The organism is Micromonospora sp. NPDC048905, from assembly GCF_040649655.1.
Taxonomy (GTDB): Bacteria; Actinomycetota; Actinomycetes; order Mycobacteriales; family Micromonosporaceae; genus Micromonospora.
The window spans coordinates 140,795-164,847 of sequence record NZ_JBEZFV010000009.1 but is presented as its reverse complement, the minus strand read 5'-3'; the positions used below and the strand labels follow the sequence as shown (position 1 = coordinate 164,847).

General features: G+C 71.6%; 18 protein-coding genes. 11 read left to right on the top strand and 7 right to left on the bottom strand.

Annotated elements, in window-relative coordinates:
• Window positions 1–4: 4 nt before the first annotated feature.
• Complete coding sequence (locus tag AB0C01_RS24035) at window positions 5–379, bottom strand: PH domain-containing protein (RefSeq protein WP_357572162.1); 375 nt, start codon at window positions 377–379, stop codon at window positions 5–7.
• 215 nt (window positions 380–594) lie between these two features.
• On the opposite strand from AB0C01_RS24035, the gene AB0C01_RS24030 reads away from it, so the two are divergent.
• The gene (locus AB0C01_RS24030) at window positions 595–2,976 is read left to right on the top strand and encodes an EAL domain-containing protein (RefSeq protein WP_357572161.1); all 2,382 of its coding nucleotides are present in this window, start codon (window positions 595–597) and stop codon (window positions 2,974–2,976) included.
• 6 nt (window positions 2,977–2,982) lie between these two features.
• On the opposite strand, the gene AB0C01_RS24025 is transcribed toward AB0C01_RS24030, so the two are convergent.
• Window positions 2,983–4,005, bottom strand: coding sequence for a LacI family DNA-binding transcriptional regulator (locus AB0C01_RS24025; protein ID WP_357250659.1), 1,023 nt, complete (start codon window positions 4,003–4,005; stop codon window positions 2,983–2,985).
• Between the two features lie 112 nt (window positions 4,006–4,117).
• On the opposite strand from AB0C01_RS24025, the gene AB0C01_RS24020 reads away from it, so the two are divergent.
• The 3 genes from AB0C01_RS24020 to AB0C01_RS24010 all read left to right on the top strand — a co-directional run bounded on the left by AB0C01_RS24020 (window position 4,118) and on the right by AB0C01_RS24010 (window position 7,786).
• A complete protein-coding gene (locus AB0C01_RS24020; RefSeq protein WP_357572160.1) occupies window positions 4,118–6,562 on the top strand; it encodes a glycoside hydrolase family 2 protein in 2,445 nt (814 codons plus the stop codon).
• A 148-nt stretch (window positions 6,563–6,710) separates the two neighbouring features.
• Window positions 6,711–6,839, top strand: a complete 129-nt coding sequence (locus AB0C01_RS24015) for a hypothetical protein (RefSeq protein ID WP_357572159.1) — start codon at window positions 6,711–6,713, stop codon at window positions 6,837–6,839.
• A gap of 128 nt (window positions 6,840–6,967) precedes the next feature.
• Window positions 6,968–7,786: a DUF3152 domain-containing protein gene (locus AB0C01_RS24010; RefSeq protein WP_357572158.1), complete on the top strand. Its 819-nt coding sequence runs from the start codon at window positions 6,968–6,970 to the stop codon at window positions 7,784–7,786.
• A 77-nt stretch (window positions 7,787–7,863) separates the two neighbouring features.
• Here AB0C01_RS24010 and AB0C01_RS24005 read toward each other — a convergent pair whose 3' ends face one another.
• The gene (locus tag AB0C01_RS24005; protein WP_357572157.1) at window positions 7,864–8,706 is read right to left on the bottom strand and encodes a hypothetical protein; all 843 of its coding nucleotides are present in this window, start codon (window positions 8,704–8,706) and stop codon (window positions 7,864–7,866) included.
• Window positions 8,707–8,933: 227 nt separating this feature from the next.
• The gene (gene ilvD, locus AB0C01_RS24000; protein ID WP_357572156.1) at window positions 8,934–10,781 is read right to left on the bottom strand and encodes a dihydroxy-acid dehydratase; all 1,848 of its coding nucleotides are present in this window, start codon (window positions 10,779–10,781) and stop codon (window positions 8,934–8,936) included.
• Window positions 10,782–10,892: 111 nt separating this feature from the next.
• Between ilvD and AB0C01_RS23995 the strand changes: the two genes are divergently transcribed.
• The 4 genes from AB0C01_RS23995 to ilvC all read left to right on the top strand — a co-directional run bounded on the left by AB0C01_RS23995 (window position 10,893) and on the right by ilvC (window position 16,965).
• Window positions 10,893–13,265 (top strand): bifunctional diguanylate cyclase/phosphodiesterase, encoded by a 2,373-nt coding sequence (locus AB0C01_RS23995; protein ID WP_357250638.1) that lies wholly within the window; start codon window positions 10,893–10,895, stop codon window positions 13,263–13,265.
• Window positions 13,266–13,452: 187 nt separating this feature from the next.
• A complete protein-coding gene (locus AB0C01_RS23990; protein ID WP_357572155.1) occupies window positions 13,453–15,345 on the top strand; it encodes an acetolactate synthase large subunit in 1,893 nt (630 codons plus the stop codon).
• Window positions 15,345–15,860, top strand: a complete 516-nt coding sequence (ilvN, locus tag AB0C01_RS23985; protein WP_196928030.1) for an acetolactate synthase small subunit — start codon at window positions 15,345–15,347, stop codon at window positions 15,858–15,860. The genes AB0C01_RS23990 and ilvN overlap by 1 nt, the downstream gene beginning before the upstream one ends.
• A 91-nt stretch (window positions 15,861–15,951) precedes the next feature.
• Window positions 15,952–16,965, top strand: a complete 1,014-nt coding sequence (gene ilvC, locus AB0C01_RS23980; RefSeq protein ID WP_357250632.1) for a ketol-acid reductoisomerase — start codon at window positions 15,952–15,954, stop codon at window positions 16,963–16,965.
• An 89-nt stretch (window positions 16,966–17,054) separates the two neighbouring features.
• Here ilvC and AB0C01_RS23975 read toward each other — a convergent pair whose 3' ends face one another.
• Window positions 17,055–18,044 carry a hypothetical protein gene (locus tag AB0C01_RS23975; RefSeq protein ID WP_357250629.1) on the bottom strand — a complete coding sequence of 330 codons (990 nt, stop codon included), beginning with the start codon at window positions 18,042–18,044 and terminating at the stop codon, window positions 17,055–17,057.
• 265 nt (window positions 18,045–18,309) lie between these two features.
• On the opposite strand from AB0C01_RS23975, the gene serA reads away from it, so the two are divergent.
• Window positions 18,310–19,908 (top strand): phosphoglycerate dehydrogenase, encoded by a 1,599-nt coding sequence (gene serA, locus AB0C01_RS23970; protein ID WP_357250626.1) that lies wholly within the window; start codon window positions 18,310–18,312, stop codon window positions 19,906–19,908.
• 75 nt (window positions 19,909–19,983) lie between these two features.
• Here the strand turns inward: serA and AB0C01_RS23965 are convergent, their stop codons facing one another.
• Both AB0C01_RS23965 and AB0C01_RS23960 read right to left on the bottom strand, forming a co-directional pair.
• Window positions 19,984–20,340, bottom strand: a complete 357-nt coding sequence (locus AB0C01_RS23965; RefSeq protein ID WP_357572154.1) for a hypothetical protein — start codon at window positions 20,338–20,340, stop codon at window positions 19,984–19,986.
• 300 nt (window positions 20,341–20,640) lie between these two features.
• The gene (locus AB0C01_RS23960) at window positions 20,641–21,483 is read right to left on the bottom strand and encodes an FAD:protein FMN transferase (protein WP_357250621.1); all 843 of its coding nucleotides are present in this window, start codon (window positions 21,481–21,483) and stop codon (window positions 20,641–20,643) included.
• A 226-nt stretch (window positions 21,484–21,709) separates the two neighbouring features.
• Here AB0C01_RS23960 and AB0C01_RS23955 point away from each other — a divergent pair, with 226 nt between their 5' ends.
• Both AB0C01_RS23955 and AB0C01_RS23950 read left to right on the top strand, forming a co-directional pair.
• Window positions 21,710–22,741 (top strand): 3-isopropylmalate dehydrogenase, encoded by a 1,032-nt coding sequence (locus AB0C01_RS23955; RefSeq protein WP_357250618.1) that lies wholly within the window; start codon window positions 21,710–21,712, stop codon window positions 22,739–22,741.
• Window positions 22,742–22,904: 163 nt separating this feature from the next.
• A complete protein-coding gene (locus AB0C01_RS23950) occupies window positions 22,905–24,002 on the top strand; it encodes a branched-chain amino acid aminotransferase (RefSeq protein WP_357250615.1) in 1,098 nt (365 codons plus the stop codon).
• The last annotated feature ends 51 nt before the right edge of the window (window positions 24,003–24,053 follow it).

Genomic DNA, 24,053 nt, shown 5'->3' with positions numbered 1-24,053 from the left:
CACCTCAGTCGGCGTGGGGCAGCGTCTGACCGGTGGCCGAGATCAGCCGGGGCAGGTCCGCGCCACGGACGGCCGGCAGGGTGATTTGCTGGCCGTCGTCGAGCCGTGCGACGGCCCGTCCGCGCTGGTCGGCGGTCAGCTCGACGACCCGGTCCCAGGTGAGGCGGCGTTGCCCGACCAACGCGCGTATGCGTAGTTCCCGCGCGTCGGCGTCGGTGCCGGCCCGCCAGGCCCACACCCCGACGGCGAGCGGGACGAGCAGCACCGGCAGCAGGTAGGTCCGGGCGTTCGCCAGGGGCAGGGTGCCGATGAAGGCGATGACCGAGGCGACCAGGATGGCTTGGTTGTAGCGGAAGCGGACCGTGTCGGGCTTACTCACCCTCCGATGATCCCACCCCGGACCGGTCCGGCTCGCGGCGGGCGGTGCCGAGGGGGTGGTACGTCGTACAGTGACACAGGTCATTGCCTCCTCTGGGTGACCGGCACGTAACCGATGTGGCCGCCGATCGTTCACAATTGTTGGACAGCGGACCAGGAATGGTCGATGTCCCGCACCGTCGTACCGCCCCGTGCCCCCTCACGAAGGCGACCGCCGTGCTCCTCGCGTACCCGTTCCGCGTCCTCGCCCCCCGCCGGGCACTGGAGACCGCCACGTCCGCGGCGGTGGCGCTGCTTCTCGTCGCCGGTGCCCTCGACCTGGTGCCGACTCCGGTGGTGATCGCGCTGGCGGCTGGCGCCGGTGCCACGCTCGCCGGGGTGCGGCTCTCCCGGCTGGCCGTCTCGCGTCGCGTCCACAGCCCACTGCGGCGAGCGGGCGTGCTGCTCGACGCGGCGGCGGTGACGGCCGGTCTGACCGCTGTCGCACTGCCGCTGGTCGCTGGCGGGCACACCGTCACCGTGCTGGTCGGGTCTCTGGTCGTGGCAGCCCTCGCCGGGGCGGGGCTGTGCCGGCTTCCCGGCCGGACGCGCCCGTCCGCCAGGGTCCGGCTGCGCGGGCTGGTCGAGTCGAGCGGCCCGGCCGTCGGGTTGGCTCTCGCCGGTTGGCTGCTGCTACCCCGTGCCGGCCCGCCGGTTCCGCTCCGGCTGGTGGCCGCGTTGGCGCTCGGTGGGCTGGGCATGGCCGCGCTCACCGCGTTCGCCGGGCCGCGGCGACGTACGGGCACGGCGGTCTGCCGGGGCGGTGTCCTGCTCACCCTGGGTGGGCTGGTGCTGCTGGCCACGCTGCCGTCCACGCCGAGCGGGCGGGTGACCCTGCTGGCCGTACCCCCGCTGGTGCTCGGAATGTTGCTGGTCGCGGTCGGTGCGGTCGACGCGGCGGACGCGGGCGACGGCGAGCCGGTGGAGCCGATCGCTTCGGCGTGGCCGCGGTCGGTGCTCCCCGCCGCGGTGCTCCTGCTGGCGACGGCTGTGCACCTGGCCGCCGGCCGCGCGCCGGATCGGACGAGCGTGTTGCTGGCGCTGGCGGCGGTGCCGCCCCTGGTGCTGCGCGAGCTGCTGCGAGCGGGTGACGCCCCCACCTCCGCGCGTCCCGCCGCCCATCGCCGACCCGCCGGCAGCGCGGTGCGGCACCGCCACGCGGTCCCACCACGCTGGCTGGGTCATCTCCCGCTGGCCGACCCCGCACACGACAGGCGCGACCCGGCTGACCCGGTGACCGCGCACGGCACCGGCTCGGCCTGGCCGGCGGAGGAGGACGCCGGCTGGTCGGCGCTGAACCGGCGGCCCGCTCCGGCGGGAGGTGGCGCGCCCGGTGACCGGGCAGCCCTGCTGGACGCCCTCGCCGCGATCGGCGACGTGCCGGCACCGTCAGGTGCGCTGCTGCTGGTGGACCTGCACGTCACCGACGGGATCAGCCCGACCGTCCGGGAGGACGTGCTGGCCGAGGCGGTGCACCGGGTCCGCGCCGTCATCGCTGCCGACGATCTGGTCACCGGCTGCACGGGTGCCGGCTTCGCCGTGGTCACCGCAGCCGGCCCGGTACTGGCGTACGCGCTGGGCACCCGGCTGCTGGCCGCGCTCGCCCCGCCCTACCCGATGGCCGGTGCGGAAATGCGGGTGCAGACCAGCATCGGGCTGGCCGAGGTGAGCGGTGACCGGCCGGCGGACGTGCTCCGGCAGGCCGAGCTGGCCCGACGGCGGGCCGTGCAGCTGGGCCGGGACCGGGTCGAATGGTATGACGCGTTCCTGGAGGAACAGCTGGTACGTCGGCTCGACCTGGAACGCGAGTTGCCGGGTGCGGTGGCCCGTGGCGAGTTGGATCTCGTCTACCAGCCGGTGGTCGACCTGGCCGACGGGCAACCGGTGGGTGCGGAGGCGCTGCTGCGCTGGCGCAGCCCGGTGCTCGGCACGGTGCTCCCGGCGGAGCTGTTGCCGGTCGCCGAGGACCTGGACCTGGTCGGCGAGTTGGAGTGGTGGGTACTGGACCGGGCCTGCCGGCAGTTGTCCGACTGGTCGGTGGGCGTCCGGGAGTTGTGGATGGCGGTGAACGTCACGACCCGGGAGCTGACGACACCCGACTTCGTGCAGCGGACGGCGGCCGTGCTGGCCGCGTACGGGGTGCCACCGGAGCGGCTGGTGGTGGAGGTGAGCGAGCCGAGGGTGGCGGGTGACCTGCCGACAGTGGTGGCCCGGCTGGCCGGGCTGCGGTCGTTGGGCGTCCGCACCGCGTTGGACGACTTCCGGGCCGAGCACGCCTCGTTGGCCCAGCTCCGCCGGCTGCCGATCGACCTGCTCAAGGTGGGCCCGGAGGTGGTGGGCGCCCGGCCGGACGGGCAGCCACCGCTGATCGACGTGGTGGTCAACGTCGGTGAGCGGCTGGGCGTCGAGATCGTCGCCGAGGAGTTGGAGTCGTCGACGCAGGTCGAGGTGGCCCGCCGGGGCGGCTGCCGGTACGGGCAGGGGTTCGCGCTGGCCCGCCCGGCGACGGCCGAGCGGGTGGAGGCGTACTTCGAGGAGTTTCCCTCCGCCTCCCGCTGAACCGGTTCATCTCCCTCGGGGCGGTGGTGCGGTGCTGCCCCGCGGGGTCAGGCGCGGTGTCTCGTCCTGCACCCGGCTCACCGGCTCCCCGCCAATGACGGCGAGCAGCTGCCGGGCGGCGTGCGCGCCGTACGCCGAAATGTCCCGGCCCAGCGCGGTCAGCGGTGGGTGCACCAGCCGGCACAGTGGCGAGTCGTCCCAGGCCACGATGGACAGATCACCGGGCACGGTGAGCCCCATCTCCTGGGCCACGGAGAGCCCCGCGATGGCCATCACGTCGTTGTCGTAGATGACCGCCGTGGGCCGCTGGGCGGCGCTGAGCAGCCGGCGGGTGGCCCGCCCGCCCTCCTCGCCGCTGTAGTCGGACCAGACGGTGACCGCGTCGACCAGGCCGAGCCGTCGACACACCGCCGCGAACGCGTCGGTACGGATCTCGGTGTGCCGCAGGTCGGGCAGGCCGGCGACCCGGGCGATCCGCCGGTGCCCGAGCGCGACCAGGTATTCCACCGTCTCGGTCAGCGCTGCCGCGTCGTCGGACCACACGCTGGCCAGCGCACCTGTGCCACCGGGGCCGCCGATCACCACCGCGGGCAGTTGAAGCTGCTCCAGGGCGGGGATGCGGCGGTCGTCGGTGCGCAGGTCGCAGATCAGCACCCCGTCCACCCGACGTTCGCCCCACCAGCGCCGGTAGACCGCGATCTCGGCGTCCGGGTCGGCCACCACCTGGAGGGTCAGCGCGTACGAGCGGGCGGACAGTTCGGCCTCGACGCCACTGATCAGCGCCATGAAGAACGGCTCGATGCCGAGGATCCGGGCCGGCCGGCACAGGGCCAGGCCGACCGCCCCGGCGGTGGCGGCGGAGAGGGCGCGGGCGGCGCTGCTGCGGCTGAAACCGATCTCCGTGGCGATGGCCAGGATGCGCTGCCGGGTGGCCTCGGAGACTCCGGGCTGCCCGTTCAGCGCGTACGACACGGCGCCCTTGGACACCCCGGCGTGCCGGGCGACGTCGGCGATGGTCGGCCGCTTCACCGGCGTACTCCTTCGCTCTCGGGCCGTTGACAGTCCGAATTACCGAACCGTACGGTGGCTCAGCTTATCCGGTTCAGTAGGCATCTTTCGATGCAGAAGGTGCGGTGCGGAGTTGAGCCGACAGGCACTCTACGACGGTTGGACCCTGCGGGCGGCTTCCGGAGCGCAGGTGCCCGCCGACATCGCCGGGCGGGCCGTGCCGGCGACCGTACCCGGTTGCGTGCACACCGACCTGCTCGACGCGGGGTTGATTCCCGATCCCTACCTCGACGACAACGAGCTGGCCGTGGCCTGGATCGGGCGCACCGACTGGCACTACCGGACGAGCTTCCGACGCCCGACCGGCGACCACGACCGCGTGGACCTGGTCTGCGCCGGCCTGGACACCGTCGCCACGCTCACCGTCAACGGCGTCGAGGTCGGCCGCACCGCGAACATGCACCGCGGCTACCGGTTCGACGTCCGCGCGCTGCTGCGCGACGGCGACAACGACCTGTCCGTGGCGTTCGACTCCGCGTACCGCTACGCCGAGGCGCAGCGCGAGCGGCTCGGCGACCGGCCCAACGCGTACCCGGAGCCGTTCCACTTCATCCGCAAGATGGCCTGCAACTTCGGCTGGGACTGGGGGCCGACCCTGGTCACCGCCGGCATCTGGCAGGACATCAGCCTGCACGCCTGGTCCACCGCCCGGCTGGCCACCGTCCGTCCACTTGTCACCATGGACGGCCGCGACGGCCGGGTCGAGCTGCACGTCGACATCGAGCGGGTCGCGGACGTGCCACTCACCGTCCGGGCCGTCGTCGCCGGCGCCCACGCCGAGACGGTCGTCCCGGCCGGGCAGCGCACGGCCGTGCTGATCCTCGCCGTCCGCGAGCCCGCGCTCTGGTGGCCCCGGGGGTACGGCGAGCAGGCGCTCCACCCGATCGAGGTGACGCTGCACGCGCCGGACGGCGACACCCTGGACACCTGGTCGCACCGGATCGGCTTCCGCTCGGTACGACTGGACACCACTCCCGACGACCACGGCACCCCGTTCACGCTCTCGGTGAACGACGTCCCGGTCTTCGTCCGCGGGGTCAACTGGATCCCCGACGACGCGTTCCCCACCCGGATCACCCGGGACCGGCTCGCCGAACGGTTCGACCAGGCCGCCGAAGCCAACGTCAACCTGCTGCGCGTCTGGGGCGGCGGCCGGTACGAGTCGGCGGACTTCTACGACCTCGCCGACGAGCGTGGACTCCTCATCCAGCAGGACTTCCTCTTCGCCTGCGCCGCGTACCCGGAGGAGGAGCCCTTCGCCAGTGAGGTGGCCGCCGAGGCCGCCGAACAGGTCACCCGGTTGACGCCCCACCCGTCGCTGGTGCTGTGGACCGGCAACAACGAGAACATCTGGGCCTGGCACGACTGGGACTGGCAGTCGGCCCTCGCCGGCCGCACCTGGGGGCGCGGCTACTACCTCGACGTGCTGCCCCGGATCGTTGGCAACCTGGACCCCACCCGCCCGTACTGGCCGGGCAGCCCCTGGTCGGGCACCGAGGCGATCCACCCCAACGACCCGGCACACGGCACCACCCACATCTGGGACGTGTGGAACACCGACGACTACACCAAATACCGGGAGTACGTGCCGCGCTTCGTCGCCGAGTTCGGCTACCAGGCCCCACCGGCGTACGCGACCCTGCGCCGGGCACTGAGCGACGAACCCCTGGCGCACGACTCACCCGGCATGGCCCACCACCAGAAGGCAGCAAACGGCGACGCCAAGCTCCAGCGGGGCCTGGACGCCCACCTGCCCGCCCCGGCGGACTTCGACGACTGGCACTACCTGACGCAACTCAACCAGGCCCGCGCGATCCAACTCGGCGTCGAGCACTTCCGCTCCCACCGGGGCATCTGCGCGGGCACCATCGTCTGGCAGCTCAACGACTGCTGGCCGGTGACCTCCTGGTCGGCCGTCGACGGCGACGGCCGCCGCAAACCCCTGTGGTACGCGCTGCGCCACGCGTACGCCGACCGGCTGTTGACCGTCCAACCCCGCGACGGCGGGCTGGCCCTCGTCGCGGTCAACGACGGCGGCACGACCTGGCGGGCGTCGGCCTCGGTGACCCGGCTGACCCTCGACGGGGAGCCCCGGGCGAAGATCTCCGTCGACCTCGACGTCCCGGCGTACTCCTCGGTGGTGCTGGCGCTGCCGACGGACCTGGTCCGGTCGGACGACGCCCGGCGGGAGCTGCTGCTCGCCGAGGCGGGGGAGACCGCCGAGCGGGCGCTGTGGTTCTTCGCCGAGGACCGGGAGGTGGAGTGGCCTGTGGCGGCCTGGGAGGCGGCGGTCGAGCCGTTCGATGGCGGTCAGCGGGTCCGGGTCACGGCCGGGACGGTGCTGCGTGACCTGACGCTCTTCCCGGACCGGCTGGACGCTTCGGCCACTGTGGATAGTGGGCTGATCACGCTGCTGCCCGGCGAGTCTGTCACCTTCACCGTGCGGGCCGATCTGGTGTTGGCCGACGCGGCCCTCACCACCCGCCCGGTGCTGCGCTGCGTCAACGACATCGGCTGATGCCCGCGTCGCAGCGCTGCGTTCGCACTTGATCGCGCTCGATCCATGTTGTAGTGGCCTCGTTCGACAGGGAGGCCACTACAACTATGTTCGAGCACGATCAACGTGCGGTACCGCCGTGCTCGAACAACTACCGCGAGGCGTTCCCATGCGGCCCGACGACCTGCCGTACCTGCCGAGCGTGGCCGCCGCCCTGGCCTGGCGTCGGGAATACCTGGCCGCCGCCGTCGCGGGAGCCGGCAAAGGGTCCACATCCACCAAGGATGACGGACCGTAAGGCGTCCTGTCCGCTCCGCCAACCTTTGCCGGAGTATCGACACTGGTCGTCCTGATGTTTTCCTTACTCGTGGTCACCTAGCCTTCGGTGTTCCTCACCTGACCGTGATCGATCCTGGAGGTTGCAACGTGCGGATCAACGGACGGTTGCTCGCGCCGGTCGCGTTGTCATTGGTGCTGGCGACCGCCGCTTGTGATCTGGCGTCGACGCCGGCTTCCGGGGGCGCCGACACCCCGCGCCCAGGTCCGAGTGAGCCGCGCCCCAGCGATCCGCCGACCTCCAGCCCGAGTCCGGAGATCCCGACCGACGCGGAGATTCCTACCAGGGCCGCCGGCACCTTCACCACCGCCACCGGCAACGGTCGCGTGATCGGTACGGGTAAGAAGCGGGTGCGCTACAGCGTCTCGGTGGAGAAGGGGATCGCCTGGGGTGACATCCGGGCCTGGAGGCCGGACCGGTTCGCCGAGAGCATCGAGCAGGTGTTGGCGGCGCCGAACGGGTGGGCCGATTCGGCGCAGCACCCGGTCACCAACGACGCGGTGAATCTGACCCGGGCGTCGTGGTCCTTCCAGCGGGTCGGCGGTGGACGTGTCGACGTCGATGTCCGGCTCGCGACGCCGAGGACTGTGGACCGGCTGTGCGGTGCGAGCGGCGTCGACACCGAGGGGGTCTACTCCTGCAAGTACGGCAAGACCATCATGATCAATCTACGGCGGTGGCTCCAGGGCTCACCGGGATACCCGGTCAGCATCGAGGATTATCACGCCGGGGTCATCAACCACGAGTTCGGCCACTTCCTCGGCTTCGCGCACATGAAGTGCGGCGGGCCGGGCAAGCCGGGGCCGGTCATGATGACCCAGACGATCGACCTGGGCGGATGCCTGCCAAACGTCAATCCGTTCACCGGAAACGGCACGTTCGTCAGCGGCCCCTGGGCGCCGTCCTGAGCCGGCGACCACAGAACAGAGACGGCGTTGCCCGGCCGGTGAGTCTCCTCGCCGACCGGGCAGCAATCCGGTGCTGGTCAGGTGCCGGTGGTGGTCATGCCCTTCAGCATCTCGGCCAGGTCGGCGGTCTCCGCTGCCGGCGGCGCCTCGATGGTCACCGCCTTGCCGTAGTCGGTGTAGTCGATGACCATGTCGCCCATCTTGCCCATGCCCAGGCCCGCCCGACGCGGCCGGTACTGCTCGTCGACCCACAGGTCGACCTTGATGTCCTTGACGCCCTGCTGGGCAAACATCTCTTCGGTGCTCTCCCGCCGCTTGGAGTCGATCTGCGCGAGGTACGTCGCCACCGGCGTGGTGACGGTGTAGTGGACGGTCGGCGCCCCGTTCACCGTCTCCTGCCCCACCACCGTCGTGCCCTCGATGGCGAGCAGCGTCTTGACCTGCTTGATCGGGTCCATCTCTTCGAACTGCTTGCTGAAGTCCGCGCCCGCCTTGCTGCCGGCCACCGCGGTCAGATCCATCTTCACCCAGCGCTTGCCGCCCGTGCTCGCGCGGTCCTCCGCGGGAATCTCGACGAAGAACACCGTGCCGATCATCCGGACGGCGACCGTGGTGCCCTCCGGGTCGGTCACCGTCATCTCGGCCTTGGGAGCGCCACCCAGGTCCAGGACACCCTGCATCGAGATCTGCTGACCGCTCATGGTGCCCGTCATCTTCACGGTCACCGAGTCGGTCTTGGTCGTGGTGTCGACCGTCTTCTGCAGCGACCCCTTGAGATCACTGGCAAGCAACTCCAGGACGCCGGGCTGCTTGTCCGGCGTCTCGGTCGACCCACCCTGCGGGCCGCAGGCGACGCCAGTCAGCGCCGTGAGCGCCGCGACCGCCACCCCGGCGGTCTTCTTCCACAATGCCACGTGCACGCTGTTTCCCCCCGTAGGAATCTGGGTCCTCCCAGATAGATCGACGCCACGCTAACCCATGCGGTCGATCCGGAGGTACCGCCTTTCGCCGGCCCGTCCGCTCCACCCGGGCACTCATCGGGGTGCTGATCGACACGAGATTGCTGATATCGGGGTGTCCGCCTACAGGGGACACCCCGATATCGCTGAGCTCGTGTCGATCGCGCAGACGCGGCCGCGCGGCGTCCCTACTCCGGGACGCGGCGGTAGGCACCGTCGCTGGCCGAGGTGGCCATCGAGGCGTACGCGCGCAGGGCCGCCGATACCGGCCGCTGCCGATCGGTCGGGGTGTACGGCTTGTCGCGCTTCTCCTCGGCCACCCGTCGCGCCTCCAGCTCGTCGGCCGGCACGTTCAGCTCGATGGACCGGGCCGGGATGTCGACGACGATCTCGTCGCCCTCGCGGACCAGGGCGATCAGCCCGCCGGAGGCCGCCTCGGGGGAGGCGTGGCCGATGGAGAGCCCGGAGGTGCCGCCGGAGAAGCGGCCGTCGGTGAGTAGCGCGCAGGACCGGCCCAGCCCGCGGCCCTTCAGGAACGAGGTGGGGTAGAGCATCTCCTGCATGCCCGGCCCGCCCCGGGGGCCTTCGTACCGGATCACCACCACGTCGCCCGCGACGATCTCCTTGGAGAGGATCGCGGTCACCGCGTCGTCCTGCGACTCGTAGACCTTCGCCGGGCCACGGAATGTCAGGCAGTCGTCCGGCACGCCGGCGGTCTTCACCACGCAGCCCTCCGGTGCCAGGTTGCCGTGCAGGATGGCCAGGCCGCCGTCGGCGGAGTAGGCGTGCTCGCGGTCCCGAATGCAGCCACCGGCCGCGTCGGTGTCCAGCGACGACCACCTGTTGGTGGTGGAGAACGGCTCGACGGTACGCACACCACCGGGCGCCGCGTGGAACAGCTCGACCGCCGTCGGGGTCGGGGAGCCGCCGCGCACGTCCCAGTCGGTCAGCCACTGGGCCAACGAGGGGGAGTGCACGGCGTGCACGTCCCGGTTGAGCTGCCCGGCCCGGTCCAGCTCGCCGAGGAGCGCGGGGATGCCACCGGCCCGGTGCACGTCCTCCATGTGGTAATTCGGCGAGTTGGGCGCGACCTTCGCCAGGCAGGGCACCCGCCGGGAGATGGCGTCGATGTCGGTGACGCCGAAGTCGAGCTCGGCTTCGCGGGCCGCGGCGAGCAGGTGCAGCACCGTGTTGGTGGAGCCGCCCATCGCCACGTCCAGGGCGACCGCGTTCTCGAAGGCGGCCTTGGAGGCGACCGTGCGGGGCAGCACCGAGTCGTCGTCGCCGTCGTACCACCGCTTGGAGATCTCCACGACGGTGCGGCCGGCCTCGACGAAGAGGGACCGGCGCGCGGCGTGGGTGGCCAGCGTCGAGCCGTTGCCGGGCAGCGCCAACCCGATCGCCTCGGTGAGGCAGTTCATCGAGTTGGCCGTGAACATGCCGGAGCACGAGCCGCAGGTCGGGCAGGCGGAGCGTTCGATCTCGCCGAGCTGCTCGTCGGTGACCGAATCGTTCGAGGAGGCGATCATCGCGTCGATCAGGTCGATCTTGCTGTGCACGACGCCCTCGATCGCCATCGTCTTGCCGGCCTCCATCGGGCCACCGGAGACGAAGACGGTCGGGATGTTGAGCCGCAGCGCGGCCAGCAGCATCCCGGGGGTGATCTTGTCGCAGTTGGAGATGCAGACCAGGGCGTCCGCGCAGTGCGCGTTGACCATGTACTCCACCGCGTCGGCGATCAACTCACGGCTGGGCAGCGAGTAGAGCATGCCGCCGTGACCCATCGCGATGCCGTCGTCGACCGCGATGGTGTTGAACTCCCGGCCCACCCCGCCGGCCTCGGCGATCGCGTCGGCGACCAGGCCACCCATGTCCTTGAGATGGACGTGACCAGGCACGAACTGGGTGAAACTGTTGGCGATGGCGACGATCGGCTTGCCGAAATCGTCGTCGGTCATCCCGGTGGCCCGCCAGAGGGCCCGGGCGCCGGCCATCGTCCGACCGTGTGTGGAGGTCCTCGACCGCAGCTCAGGCATACGTACCAGCATGCCACCGTCGCCGCGCCTACCCTCCCGCGTATGCGCCGTGTCCCAACAGTTGCACACCCAGCCCCCCACGGCGTGCGTCGATCCGGCACTCTTTAAGGCGTGCAACTCCCCCCGGGCATGGTCGCTGTCGCGGGGCTCAGCGGGCTCGTCGCCGCTGCGGCCGCCGTGTTGCTGACCCTGGTCGCCCGGCGGCGCACCGGGCCGCGTCGACCGGCACACGTGCTGCTCGCGGTGGCCGCCGGGGTCGCCCTGCTCAGCCTGCTGGCCGGGGTGGTCGCCGCGCTCAACGCCAACCCCCACTGGACCCACGAGCAGGGGCAGCGCACGGGCTGGGCGACCGTGGTGGCGATCGGCACGGCGGTGAGTGGGCTGGCCTTCGCCGCCGGGCTGCTCCGGCTGCCGGGGGTGGCGGCCACCGCGGCGGGCACGGCCCGGCTCGCCCTGGACGGGCTGGTGATGGCGGCGGCGCTGTGGTTCGTCGGCTGGGTGCTGTTCTCCGAGCCCACCCGGTTGCTCGGCGCCGCCACCCCGACTGCCTGCCCGGCGATCCTGGTGGTCACGGTGAGTGCCGCGCTCGGTGCCGGCCTCGCCGTGATCGTCATCTTCCGGGCTGCCGCCCCACGTCGACGGCTCGCCGCGCTGGGCGTCGGCGTCAGTGCGGTCAGCTGCGGCGGGATGGGTCTCAGTGCCGGGCTCTGCCAGACCGGGCCGACCATGGCGTTCACCGGCGCGGCAGTGCTCGCCGCCGGGCTGCTGACCGTCGCGCTCGCCGTGCACCGGGCCGACCGGCCGGGGCAGGTCGAGGTGGATCTGATCGGTCGCGACGGCGAGTACGCGATCGCCCCGATGGTCGCGATGGCCGCCTCGGCGATGTATCACCTCGCCCAGAACGGCCGCTTCACCGCGGCGGGCATCGTGGCCGGCAGCGTGGAGGGTTTCGCCCTGGTGGCGCGGCAGTACCTCACCCTGCGCGACGTCCGGGGGTACGCGAGCCGCCTGGCCGAGCGGGAGGCCCACTTCCGCGAGCTGGCGCACACCGACCCGCTGACGTCGTTGGCCAACCGGCGCGGGCTGCTGCGCGCACTTCACGACAGCGCCGCGGCGGGCACTCCGTGCGTGCTGCTCGGTCTCGACCTGGACGGCTTCAAGAACGTCAACGACATGCGCGGCCACGACGTGGGTGACGCCGTGCTGGCCGAGGTCGGGCGGCGGCTGCGGAGCAACCTGCGCCCCGGCGACGTGGCCGCCCGGTTGGGTGGCGACGAGTTCGCCGTCCTCATGCAGGGCCGCCCGGCCGAGGCGGACCGTGTCGCCGAGCGGTTGCTCGGGGTGGTCAACCGGCCGTACGACGAGCCGGAGGGGCCAGTCTTCCTCTCGGTGAGCATCGGGGTGGCCGGTTGGGTCGGCGAGCCGGACGTGGACCTGCTGCTGCGCCACGCCGACCTGGCGTTGCGCTACGCCAAGCAGCGCGGCAAGAACCGGATCGAACGCTACGACGCCACGTACGACAAGCTGCTGCGCCGGCGGACGACGGTGGAGCACGAGCTGCGCGGCGCCATCGATCGCGACGAGCTGCGGTTGGCCTTCCAGCCGGTGGCGTCGCTGCCGTCGGTGCGGCCGGTGGGCGCCGAGGCGCTGTTGCGGTGGCACCACCCCGAGCTGGGCAACGTCGGCCCGGACGAGTTCATCCCGCTCGCCGAGGAGTGCGGCATGATCGCCCCGCTGGGTGCGTGGGTGCTGCACCAGGCCTGCTACCAACTGTCCCGTTGGCTGGCGGACGGCCACGACGTCTGGGTGTCGGTGAACGTCTCTCCGCGCGAGCTGCACGCCCCGGAGTACGTGGTCCAGGTCGCCGAGGCGCTGCGCGCCCACCACGTGCCGCCGCAGCGGTTGGTGCTGGAGGTCACCGAGCACGCGGTCGCCACCGACCTGGACGAGCTGATCCGGCGGCTGACCGCCCTGCGGTTGACAGGTGTCCGGATCGCGCTCGACGACTTCGGGGCCGGCTACTCGTCGCTGGGGCAGCTGCGCCGGCTGCCGATCGACATTCTGAAGATCGACCACAGTCTGGTGGCCGAGCACGAGCCGGTCCGGCCGGTCGGTCGGGACGGTCCGGCGTTCGCCCCGATGGTCGACATCGTCATGCGACTGGGCCACCAGTTGGGCCTGGAGGTGATCGCCGAGGGGGTGACCACGCCTACCGAGCTGGCCGCGGTGGTGGCCGCCGGCTGCCGCTTCGGCCAGGGCGCGCTCTTCGGCTGGGGGGTGCCGGCCGAGCACCTGGAGGCGATGCTGGAGGCGGCCACCTCACCGGGTGCACGGCCCACGCCGGTGCCCCCGCCACGCCGGGTTCCGGGCGGTTACGCGCAGGTCAACCCGGCTGCCGATGGCGAGTCGCCGGGCGACTCGCCGACGTCCGTTGACCAACATGTGGGAGCAGTTGACTCATCGCGTGAGATGCGTCAGGCTTAGCCGCATGTCGTCGTACCGGTCGCTGCGAGTACTTACCTGAGCGCACTCTCCCCATTGAGAGTGCGCTGGCCCCGTGCATCTGCACGAGGGCCGTTTTTATTGCCATCGGAACCTGGCGAGGCGGGCTCCGCCCGCGTCGCATCGCTTGACTAGCCACCAGCCACTCCAGCCGAAGGCCAGAACCGTCATGACGAGACCCACGCCCGAGACCCTCGCCCACTCCGCCCGCCGGGCCCGTGCGGCCGTCGACCCGACCGTCGACGTCGACCCGGCCGCCGCGCGTTCCGCGGCCACCCCGGCCACCCCGGCCGTTCCGGCGGTACGGCCCTCCGCGCCGACCCAGGTCACCGGGGCCGGTTCGCTCGTGCGGTCCCTCGAGGCGCTCGAGGTCGACGTCGTCTTCGGCATCCCGGGCGGCGCGATCCTGCCGGCGTACGACCCGCTCTACGACTCCAGCGTCCGGCACATCCTGGTGCGCCACGAGCAGGGCGCGGGGCACGCGGCGACCGGGTACGCGCAGGCCACCGGCAAGGTCGGCGTGTGCATCGCCACCTCCGGCCCGGGTGCGACGAACCTGGTCACCCCGATCGCCGACGCGTACATGGATTCGGTGGCGATGGTGGCGATCACCGGGCAGGTGGCCCGCCCGTCGATCGGCACCGACGCCTTCCAGGAGGCGGACATCCAGGGCATCACCCTGCCGATCACCAAGCACAACTTCCTCGTGCAGAACGCCGAGGAGATCCCCCAGGTGCTGGCCGAGGCGTTCCACCTGGCCAGCAGCGGCCGGCCCGGCCCGGTGCTCGTCGACATCCCCAAGGACGTGCTCCAGGCGCAGACCACCTTCGCCTGGCCGCCCACCCTGGACCTGCCCGGTTACCGGCCGACCCTGCACCCGCACGGCAAGCAGATCCGGGAGGCGGCGCGGCTGATGGCCGCGGCCCGCCGGCCGGTGCTCTACGTCGGTGGCGGTGTCCTCAAGGCCGGCGCCACGGACGGGCTGCGCCGACTGGCCGAGCTGACCGGCATCCCGGTGGTCACCACGCTGATGGCGCTCGGCGCGTTCCCCGACTCGCATCAGCAACACCTGGGCATGCCCGGCATGCACGGCACCGTCGCCGCGGTCTACGGCCTGCAGAAGGCGGATCTGATCGTCGCGCTCGGCGCGCGGTTCGACGACCGGGTCACCGGCAAGCTCGACTCGTTCGCCCCGGACGCGACAGTGGTGCACGCGGACATCGACCCGGCGGAGATCGGCAAGAACCGGCACGTGGACGTGCCGATCGTCGGAGACGCCAAGCACGTCATCGACGAGCTGATCGCCGCGGTGACCGTCGAGCGGTCGGCGGGTCGCAGCACCGACCTGGGTGACTGGTGGACTCAGCTGGACGACCTGCGCAACCGCTACCCGCTGGGCTACGACGAGCCGTCCGACGGCACGCTCTCCCCGCAGTACGTGATCAAGCGCCTGGGCGAGATCGTCGGCCCGGACGCGATCTTCGTGGCCGGGGTGGGCCAGCACCAGATGTGGGCGTCCCAGTTCATCTCCTACGAGAAGCCGTACACCTGGTTGAATTCCGGCGGCCTCGGCACGATGGGTTACGCGGTGCCGGCGGCGATGGGCGCGAAGGTCGGCAAGCCGGACACGGTGGTCTGGGCGGTGGACGGTGACGGCTGCTTCCAGATGACCAACCAGGAGTTGGCCACCTGCGCGTTGGAGGGCATCCCGGTCAAGATCGCCGTGATCAACAACGGCAATCTCGGCATGGTCCGGCAGTGGCAGACGCTGTTCTACAACGAGCGCTACTCCAACACCGACCTCGGCACCCACAAGCACCGCATTCCGGATTTCGTCAAGCTCGCCGAGGCGCTGGGCTGCATCGGGTTGCGCTGCGAGACCGCCGACGACGTGGACAAGACCATCGCCGCGGCCATGGAGATCAACGACGCTCCGGTCGTGATCGACTTCGTGGTCGGCAAGGACGCGATGGTCTGGCCGATGGTCGCCGCCGGCACCAGCAACGACGAGATCATGTTCGCCCGCGGCGTCCGCCCGGTCTTCGACGAGGATGATATCTAATGACCATGCACACCCTGTCCGTGCTCGTGGAGAACAAGCCCGGTGTGCTCGCCCGGGTCTCCGGCCTGTTCTCCCGGCGCGGGTTCAACATCGACAGTCTCGCCGTCGGCGAGACCGAGAACCCGGACGTCTCCCGGATCACCATCGTGGTCAACGCCGAGTCGTCTCCGTTGGAGCAGGTCACCAAGCAGCTCAACAAGCTGGTCAACGTGCTCAAGATCGTTGAGCTGGATCCGCAGGTCTCGGTCGCCCGGGAGTTGCTGCTGGTGAAGGTCCGCGCCGACCGGTCCGCCCGGTCCCAGGTGCTGGAGACCGTCAGCCTGTTCCGCGCCCGGGTGGTCGACGTCGCCCCGGACACGCTGACCATCGAGGCCACCGGCACCCCGGACAAGCTCGACGCGCTACTCCGCGATCTTGAATCCTTCGGGATCAAGGAGATGGTCCAGTCCGGGCTGGTGGCGATCGGGCGCGGCTCGCGTTCGATCACCGCCGGGCCCGCGCTCCGGGCCGCCTGACCGCCACCGGTCGGCCCGGCCGGGCCGTACCCGAACCCATCCGCACAGCCACGACGGGCCGCCCCGTCCGTCGTACGAAAGGGAAGTTCTCATGAGCGTTGAGGTGTTCTACGACGACGATGCCGACCTCGGCCTGATCCAGGCCAAGAAGGTCGCGGTCATCGGCTACGGCAGTCAGGGCCACGCCCACGCGCTGTCGCTGCGGGATTCCGGCGTCGACGTGGTGATCGGTCTGCCGGAGGGCTCGAAGAGCCGGCCCAAGGCCGAGGAGCAGGGCTTCCGGGTCCTCACGCCGGCGCAGGCCTCCGCCGAGGCCGACGTGATCATGGTGCTCGCGCCGGACACCGCCCAGCGTTCGATCTACTCGGAGTCGATCGCCCCGAACCTCGCCGCGGGCAAGGCCATCTTCTTCGGCCACGGCTTCAACATCCGGTACGACCTGATCAAGCCGCCGGCCGACGTGGACGTGGCGATGGTCGCGCCGAAGGGCCCCGGCCACCTGGTCCGCCGCCAGTACGCCGACGGCAAGGGTGTGCCCTGTCTCGTCGCCGTCGAGCAGGACGCCAGCGGCAACGCCTTCGCCCTCGCCCTCGCGTACGCCAAGGGGATCGGCGGCACCCGCGCCGGCGCGATCAAGACCACCTTCACCGAGGAGACCGAGACCGACCTCTTCGGCGAGCAGGCGGTGCTCTGCGGCGGTGCCTCGGCGCTGGTGCAGACCGGTTTCGAGGTGCTCACCGAGGCGGGCTACGCCCCGGAGGTCGCCTACTTCGAGTGCCTGCACGAGCTGAAGCTGATCGTCGACCTCATGTACGAGGGCGGCATCGCGAAGATGCGCTACAGCATCTCCGACACCGCCGAGTACGGCGACCTCTCCCGTGGCTCGCGCATCATCGACTCCCGGGTCAAGGACGAGATGCGCAAGATCCTGGGCGAGATCCAGTCCGGCGAGTTCGCCCGCGAGTGGGTCGCCGAGGACGAGGCCGGCCGGCCCAACTTCACCAAGTGGCAGGCCGAGGGTGCGGCGCACCCGATCGAGGAGACCGGCAAGAAGCTGCGCGGCATGATGAGCTGGGTCGACCGCCCGATCACCGAGACCGCCTGACCCGTACGACCCGAAACGGTCCACCAGCGGCCGGCGATCCCGCGCTCTCCCCAGCGCGGGTCGCCGGCCGCTGGCCGTAACGCCCCGCGTCAGCGGCTTTCCGTCGCCTCGGCCTCAGCGGCTGCCCAGGCTGCCCTCTCGTACCGCCCAAGGGCGTTGAGGATGCCGGCCAACGCGCGTAGCGCGACGACCAACCGACTGTGATATCGAACGGGGTCGTGTTCGGCCAACCAGCGGTAGTGCCCGACCGCCTCCTCGGCCGCCGCAACAGCCGCCTCCGGTTCGCCGAGCCCCACGTGGCACTTGGCGATCACGAACAACAGTCTGCCGAGCATCGGCCGGAACCGCAGTGGCTCCACACGGCTCATGAAGGTCAGGTCCTCGCGGGCACCCGTGGTCAGCGTCAGCGCCTCGGCCCACCGACGATGCGAGACGAGGGATTCCGCCAGCCCGGTCATCGCCTCGAGTCGGGCGGGCATGTGCTTCAGCCGCATCCAGAGGGGAAGCCGCCGGAACAACTCGACCGCCTCCTCCCGGGCGGCGAGCGCCGCGGCCGGCTCGCCCAGCACCGCCCGGCAGTAGCCGAGCTCGGTGAGGGACCGGGCCAACGCCATCCGCTCACGGGCGCCGAGCGGCGCGCACCGTAGCCAGGTATCCCGGGCCTGGTCGGCGAGCAGCAGCGCGTCGCGGGGTGCGTCGGAGCGGAGTTGCATGGCCACCATCAGCTGCGCCGCGGCCAGGACGACGAGGCCGTCTCGGTCGGTCGCGTTCCCGACGTACCCGATCGCCTCCCGGCCCTGCGCGACCGCGGATTCGACCGTGCGGTCGTCGGGGACGGATCCTTGCGCGACGAGCGCCCGCGCGAGCCCCACCTCGTGCCGGCCCGGCCGGTCCTGGACCAGCCGCCGGTAGAGCGCGACCGCCTCGTCCGCGGCGGCGGTGCGCCGGGACACGAAGCTGCGTCGGATTTTCACCTGTTGGGACCGGGTGACCAACGCCTCGGCCAGCTTCGGACCGAACCGCGTGAGATCGATGCGGGTCAGCTGTCGCAGCAGCGTGCGACGCACGGCGAGCAACAATTGTGGCTCCTCCCGCAGGGGTGTGTCTCCGGTTGTAGCGGGCGCGGGCAACCGTGTCGGTGCGGTGAACGGCCGATGTCCGTCGCTCGACCGGGCGTGTGAGGGCACTCACCCCGAAGACCGGAACACGTCGACCAGCCCGGCCCCTACGATCGCCTGTAGGTGCAGCAGCCGGCACCTGACGGCCACGGCACGGATCAGCGCAGGGCGCAGTGCTGCGCCCGGCCGCCCGCGCCGATCGCAAACACGACCTCTACGAGGACCGATGAATCCTGTCGTACTGATCGCCGAAGAACTCGCCCCCGCCGCCATCGAGGTGCTCGCCCACGACTTCGACGTCCGGCACGTCGACGGCACCGACCGTCCGGCCCTGCTCTCGGCGCTCTCCGAGGCCGACGCCGTCATCGTGCGCAGCGCCACCCAGATCGACGCGGAGGCGGTCGCCGCCGCACCGCGACTCAAGGTGGTCGCCCGGGCCGGCGTCGGGCTGGACAACGTCGAGGTGGCGGCCGCCACCGCGCGGGGCGTGATGGTCGTGAACGCGCCCACCTCCAACATCGTCTCCGCCGCCGAGCAGGCCGTCGCGCTGTTGCTCGCCGTCGCCCGGAACACCGCCAGCGCCAGTGCCGCGCTCAAGGCGGGGGAGTGGAAGCGGTCGAAGTACACGGGCGTCGAGGTGCAGGGCAAGACCGTCGGCGTGGTGGGGCTCGGTCGCATCGGCGTGCTCTTCGCGCAGCGCATCGCCGCGTTCGGCACCCGGCTGATCGCGTACGACCCGTACATCCAGCCGGCCCGTGCGGCGCAGCTCGGCGTCCGCCTGGTCGGGCTGGAGGAGCTGCTGCGGGAGAGCGACTTCATCTCCATCCACCTGCCGAAGACGCCGGAGACGGTCGGCCTGATCGGTGAGAAGGAGCTGGCGATCGTCAAGCCCGGCGTTCGCATCGTCAACGCCGCCCGTGGTGGCCTCGTCGACGAGCAGGCGCTCGCGAACGCCATCGCCGAGGGCCGGGTCGCCGGCGCCGGTGTCGACGTGTACAGCAAGGAGCCGTGCACCTCCTCGCCGCTGTTCGCCTTCGACAACGTGGTGGCCACCCCGCACCTGGGCGCCTCCACCAACGAGGCGCAGGACAAGGCCGGTCTCGCCGTGGCGAAGAGCGTCAAGCTCGCGTTGCAGGGCGAGTTCGTGCCGGACGCGGTGAACGTGCAGGCCGGCGGCGTGGTCGCCGAGGACGTGCGGCCACTGCTGCCGCTGGCCGAGAAGCTGGGCCGGGCGTTCACCGCTGTCGCCGGCGGCATCGCGGCCAGCGTCACCGTCGAGGTTCGCGGCGAGATCGTCGCGCACGACGTGTCGGTGCTGAAGCTCGCCGCGACGAAGGGCCTGTTCAGCTCGGTGGTCGAGGAGCAGGTCACCTACGTCAACGCGCCGCACCTGGCCGCGGAGCGGGGCGTCGAGGTCACCCTGGCGGCCCTGGCCGAGACGGCCGAGCAGCCCACCCTGGTCACCGTACGCGGCGCGCTGCCGGACGGCCGGACGGTGAGTGTCTCCGGCACGGTCACCCACTCGGGTGCTCGGGACGTGCTCAAGCTGACCGAGGTGGACGGCTTCGACGTGGAGATCGGCGCGGAGGGCATCCTGCTCTTCCTGCGCTACGCCGACCGGCCCGGTGTCGTCGGCACGGTCGGCACCCTGCTCGGCGAGTCGGGCATCAACATCGCCGCCATGCAGGTGGCCCGGCGTGAGGCGGGCGGCGAGACGCTGATGACGCTCACCGTCGACCAGGCGCTCGGCGCCGACCTGCTCACCTCGGCCGCCGAGTCGATCGGCGCGACCGCGGCCAGCGCCGCTGATCTGCGCGACGAGTAGTTACCGACACGCACCGTGGGGGCCTGGCGATTCGCCGGGCCCCTCGTCGTTTCCCAGGCCGTGCCGCCGGTCAGGTCAGCCGGGCAGTCGCGCCTGGGGCGGGTAGACCGAGCCGTCCTGCGGGTCGAAGAGCATCAGCCCGTGCTCGCCGGCCAGCCGCTCGATGTCCAGCAGCACCTGGTCCGCGCAGGTCGGGTGCAGGTTCAGCTCGACATGATCGTGGGCGGCGTGCAGTGGTGCCACCGCCCACGGGCTGTTCGCGCCGGGGTGACGGTCCGGATAGGACGCGGTGATCGCCCGGTAGAAGCTGACCACCCGCGGATCCGGGTAACGGTCCACGTGTCGCCCCTGCCGGCAACCGTTGACCGCTGTCCGCACGTCCTCGGGCGTCGCCCCGGCCTCCAGGGCCCACACGCTCAGATCGAAACTCACGGCGGATAGCGTGCCATCCGCCGTTCACCATGTCGAAACTGCCTCGCCGCCGGTCAACCATCGGGTCCGGAGTCTCCCGTCCCGACGGTCCGGTGTAGAGACTCTTGCGTCGAGTTGCGTCGATTCGCTAGCGTACGTACTGCGGTCACTGGCCGAGTTCGAGGCGCCGGCCCGTCTTCGGGTGGCGCGGTCGGCATCCGGCGCGACCGGTCCGCACCCCTCGATTGTGCGAGCCACGCGCACTCGTCGCTGATCGGCCCCCACGATCGTTGCCGAGAGCGTGGGGGCCGATCGCAACACTCAGCGTCGGTGGGCGAAGAGCACCCGATAGTGGGAGTTGCCCCGGAACCACGCCAGGCCGGTGGGGCCGGCGGCGTACAGCGCGGTGGCGTAGGCGTCGGCGATCGTCAGGTCCGGACCCACGACCGTGGCGGCGACGAGCTGGTCGGCCGGCTCGCCGGTGTGCGGGTCCACCACGTGCCCCTGTCGCCCGGTCACCCCGGAGGTGCCGACCGCGCCGGCGGTCATCTCCAACACCAGCGGTGCGCGCTCGGGTGCGGTGGGGTGGTGCACCGCGACCCGCCACGGCCCACCGTGCGGCGCGTGGCCGCGGACGACGAGGTCGGCTCCGGCCAGTACGGCGTAGTCGTGGATTCCCGCGGCCCGAAGCCTCTCGGCGGCCCGTTCCACCGCCCAGCCACCGAGCAGACCGCCCGGGTCGAAGCCGCCGGGCACCGCCCAGGCGTCGAACCACCCGTCGGTGGCCGCGCGCATGGCCGCGCAGCGGTCCACCAGGTCGGCGAGCGGGGCGTACGAATCCGGGCTGATCTCACCCCGGCGCAGCCGGGAGACCAGGCTCTCCGGCCGGTTGGGGCCGTAGGTGAGGTCGATGGCGCGCAGCTCCGCGACGCTGTCCCGCAGAGCCTCGCCCACGCCCCGGCGGCCGAGCCACTCGGGCGCGTTGAGGAGGAGGGTGTATTCGGCGGTCGCGGTGCGGACGGTGTGCTGCACGGCGATCCGGCCCTCGGTGGCGCCGGCCGGGTCGATCCGCTGTCGGCGGCTGCCGAGGCGAAGGTCCGGTCGACGACTGCGGAATGCCGACGGGTCCGGCCAGCGGGTCCGCGGCTGTTCGTCGATGCGCATCGCATCTGTCCCCTCGCACTCGGTGCCGCGTCGTCGCGACCCGGCGGTCAGCAGGCCCCCGTGACCCGCTGACCACACCGTAGGCAGCGGACATGACCGCCTCATGAGTCCCAGCTGAGAGGCTGCTGTGCATCACAATTTCTCAGATGTTGGACCCCGCGTACCGGGAGGCGGGACAGCGACGTACCGTTGCCGGGACGGACCCGTTGAGCAGAGGAGTGCGGTCGTGGCGCGGATCGCGGTGGTGGCCGGAGACGGCATCGGGCCCGAGGTGGTCGCGCAGGCCCGCAAGGTCCTCGACGCGGTGCTGCCGGGCGTGCAGGCCACCGAGTACGACCTCGGCGCGGCCCGCTGGCACCGTACCGGAGAGGTGCTGCCCGACTCGGTGCTGACCGAGTTGGCCGGGCACGACGCGATCCTGCTCGGCGCGGTCGGTGACCCGACGGTCCCGCCCGGTGTCCTGGAGCGGGGGCTGCTGCTCAAGCTCCGGTTCGCGTTCGACCAGTACGTCAACCTGCGCCCGTCCCGGCTCTGGCCCGGAGTCGCCGGCCCGCTCGGCAACGTCAAGCCGGGCGAGGTCGACCTCGTGGTGGTCCGCGAGGGCACCGAGGGCCTCTACGCCGGGGCCGGTGGAACGCTGCACCGGGACACTCCCGCCGAGGTCGCCACGGAGGAGAGCCTGAACACCCGGCACGGCGTGGAGCGGGTGATCCGCGACGCGTTCGCCCGCGCCGCCCGCCGGGAGCGACGCAAGGTCACCCTGGTGCACAAGACCAACGTGCTCACCCACGCCGGGTCGCTCTGGTCGCGCACCTTCGACCTGGTCGCCGCCGAGCACCCGGACATCGCCACCGAATATCAGCACGTCGACGCCGCCGCGATGTTCCTGGTCACCCAGCCGCAGCGCTACGACGTGGTGGTCACCGACAACCTCTTCGGTGACATCCTCACCGACATCGCCGCCGCCGTCACCGGTGGGATCGGGCTGGCGGCAAGCGGCTGCATCAACCCCGAGGGGGCGTACCCCTCGATGTTCGAGCCGGTACACGGCTCGGCGCCGGACATCGCCGGGCGGGGCATCGCCGACCCGGTCGCCGCCGTGCTCTCCGCCGCACTGCTGCTGGAGCAGCTCGGGCACACCGAGTCCGCGGCCCGGGTCAACGCGGCGGTCGCCGCCGAGCTGGCCGCCCGCACTCCGGGCGTCGCGCTGCGGACCGAAGAGGTCGGGGATCGGCTCGCGGCCCACGCCGTAGCCTGACCGCCCCCGGCCCCAGCAGCGGCCGGCCCAGCCCTCGGCTCGGCCGGACCGCCCGTCTCGCCCGAGCGGCGCTACCCGCTGAACGGCCGTTCGGGTAAGTTTCTGGCACAGCCAATTCGGTGTGCGGTCCCGCATGCCGTTGTCCCGCAGGGAGGTCAGCCCGATGAGCGGTGGTGACATGCTCGACTTCGAGATCCGTCCGAATCCCGCGCCGGTATCCGCCGCCGACCGGGCCGCCCTGCTGGCCAACCCCGGGTTCGGCCGCGTCTTCACCGACCACATGGTCACCGTCCGCTACGCCGAGGGCAAGGGCTGGTACGACGCCCGGGTGGAGGCGCGAGGCCCGATCCCGATGGACCCGGCCAGCGCGGTGCTGCACTACGCGCAGGAGATCTTCGAGGGACTGAAGGCGTACCGGACGGCCGACGGCGGCGTGACGATGTTCCGGCCGGACGCCAACGCGGCCCGGTTCGTCGCGTCGGCGCAGCGGATGGCGATGCCGGAGCTGCCGCCCGAGGTGTTCGTCGACTCGCTGCACAAGCTCATCGAGATCGACCAGGAGTGGATCCCCACCGGCGAGGACGGCAGCCTCTACCTGCGGCCGTTCATGTTCGCCAGCGAGGTCTTCCTCGGCGTCCGCCCAGCCAACGAATACCTCTACCTGGTGATCGCCTCACCTGTCGGCGCGTACTTCACCGGTGGGGTCAAGCCGGTCACCGTCTGGGTCTCGCCGGACTACACCCGGGCCGCGCCCGGCGGCACCGGCGCGGCCAAGTGCGGCGGCAACTACGCGACGTCGCTGGCAGCCCAGGCCGAGGCGATCGAGGCCGGCTGCGACCAGGTCGTCTTCCTGGACGCGGTGGAGCGCCGGTTCGTGGACGAGTTGGGCGGCATGAACGTCTTCTTCGTCTACGACGACAACTCGATCGTCACCCCGCCGCTGACCGGCACGATCCTGCCGGGCATCACCCGCGACGCGATCCTCACGCTGGCCGGCGCGGCCGGGCACGTGGTCGAGGAGCGACCGGTCAGCTTCGCCGACTGGCAGGCCGACGCGGCCAGCGGTCGCCTCCGGGAGGTGTTCGCCTGCGGCACCGCCGCGGTGGTCACCCCGATCGGCGGGGTCCGCTTCCCCGACGGTGAGTTCCTGGTCGGTGGCGGCGAGCCCGGCCGGGTCACCATGAGCATCCGCGAGCAGTTGGTGAACATCCAGCGCGGCAAGGCGGCCGACGAGTACGGCTGGGTGCAGCGGGTCCTCTGACCTCCGTGGCCGTGCCGGCCCGTCCCCATCAGACGGGCCGGCGCAGTCGGC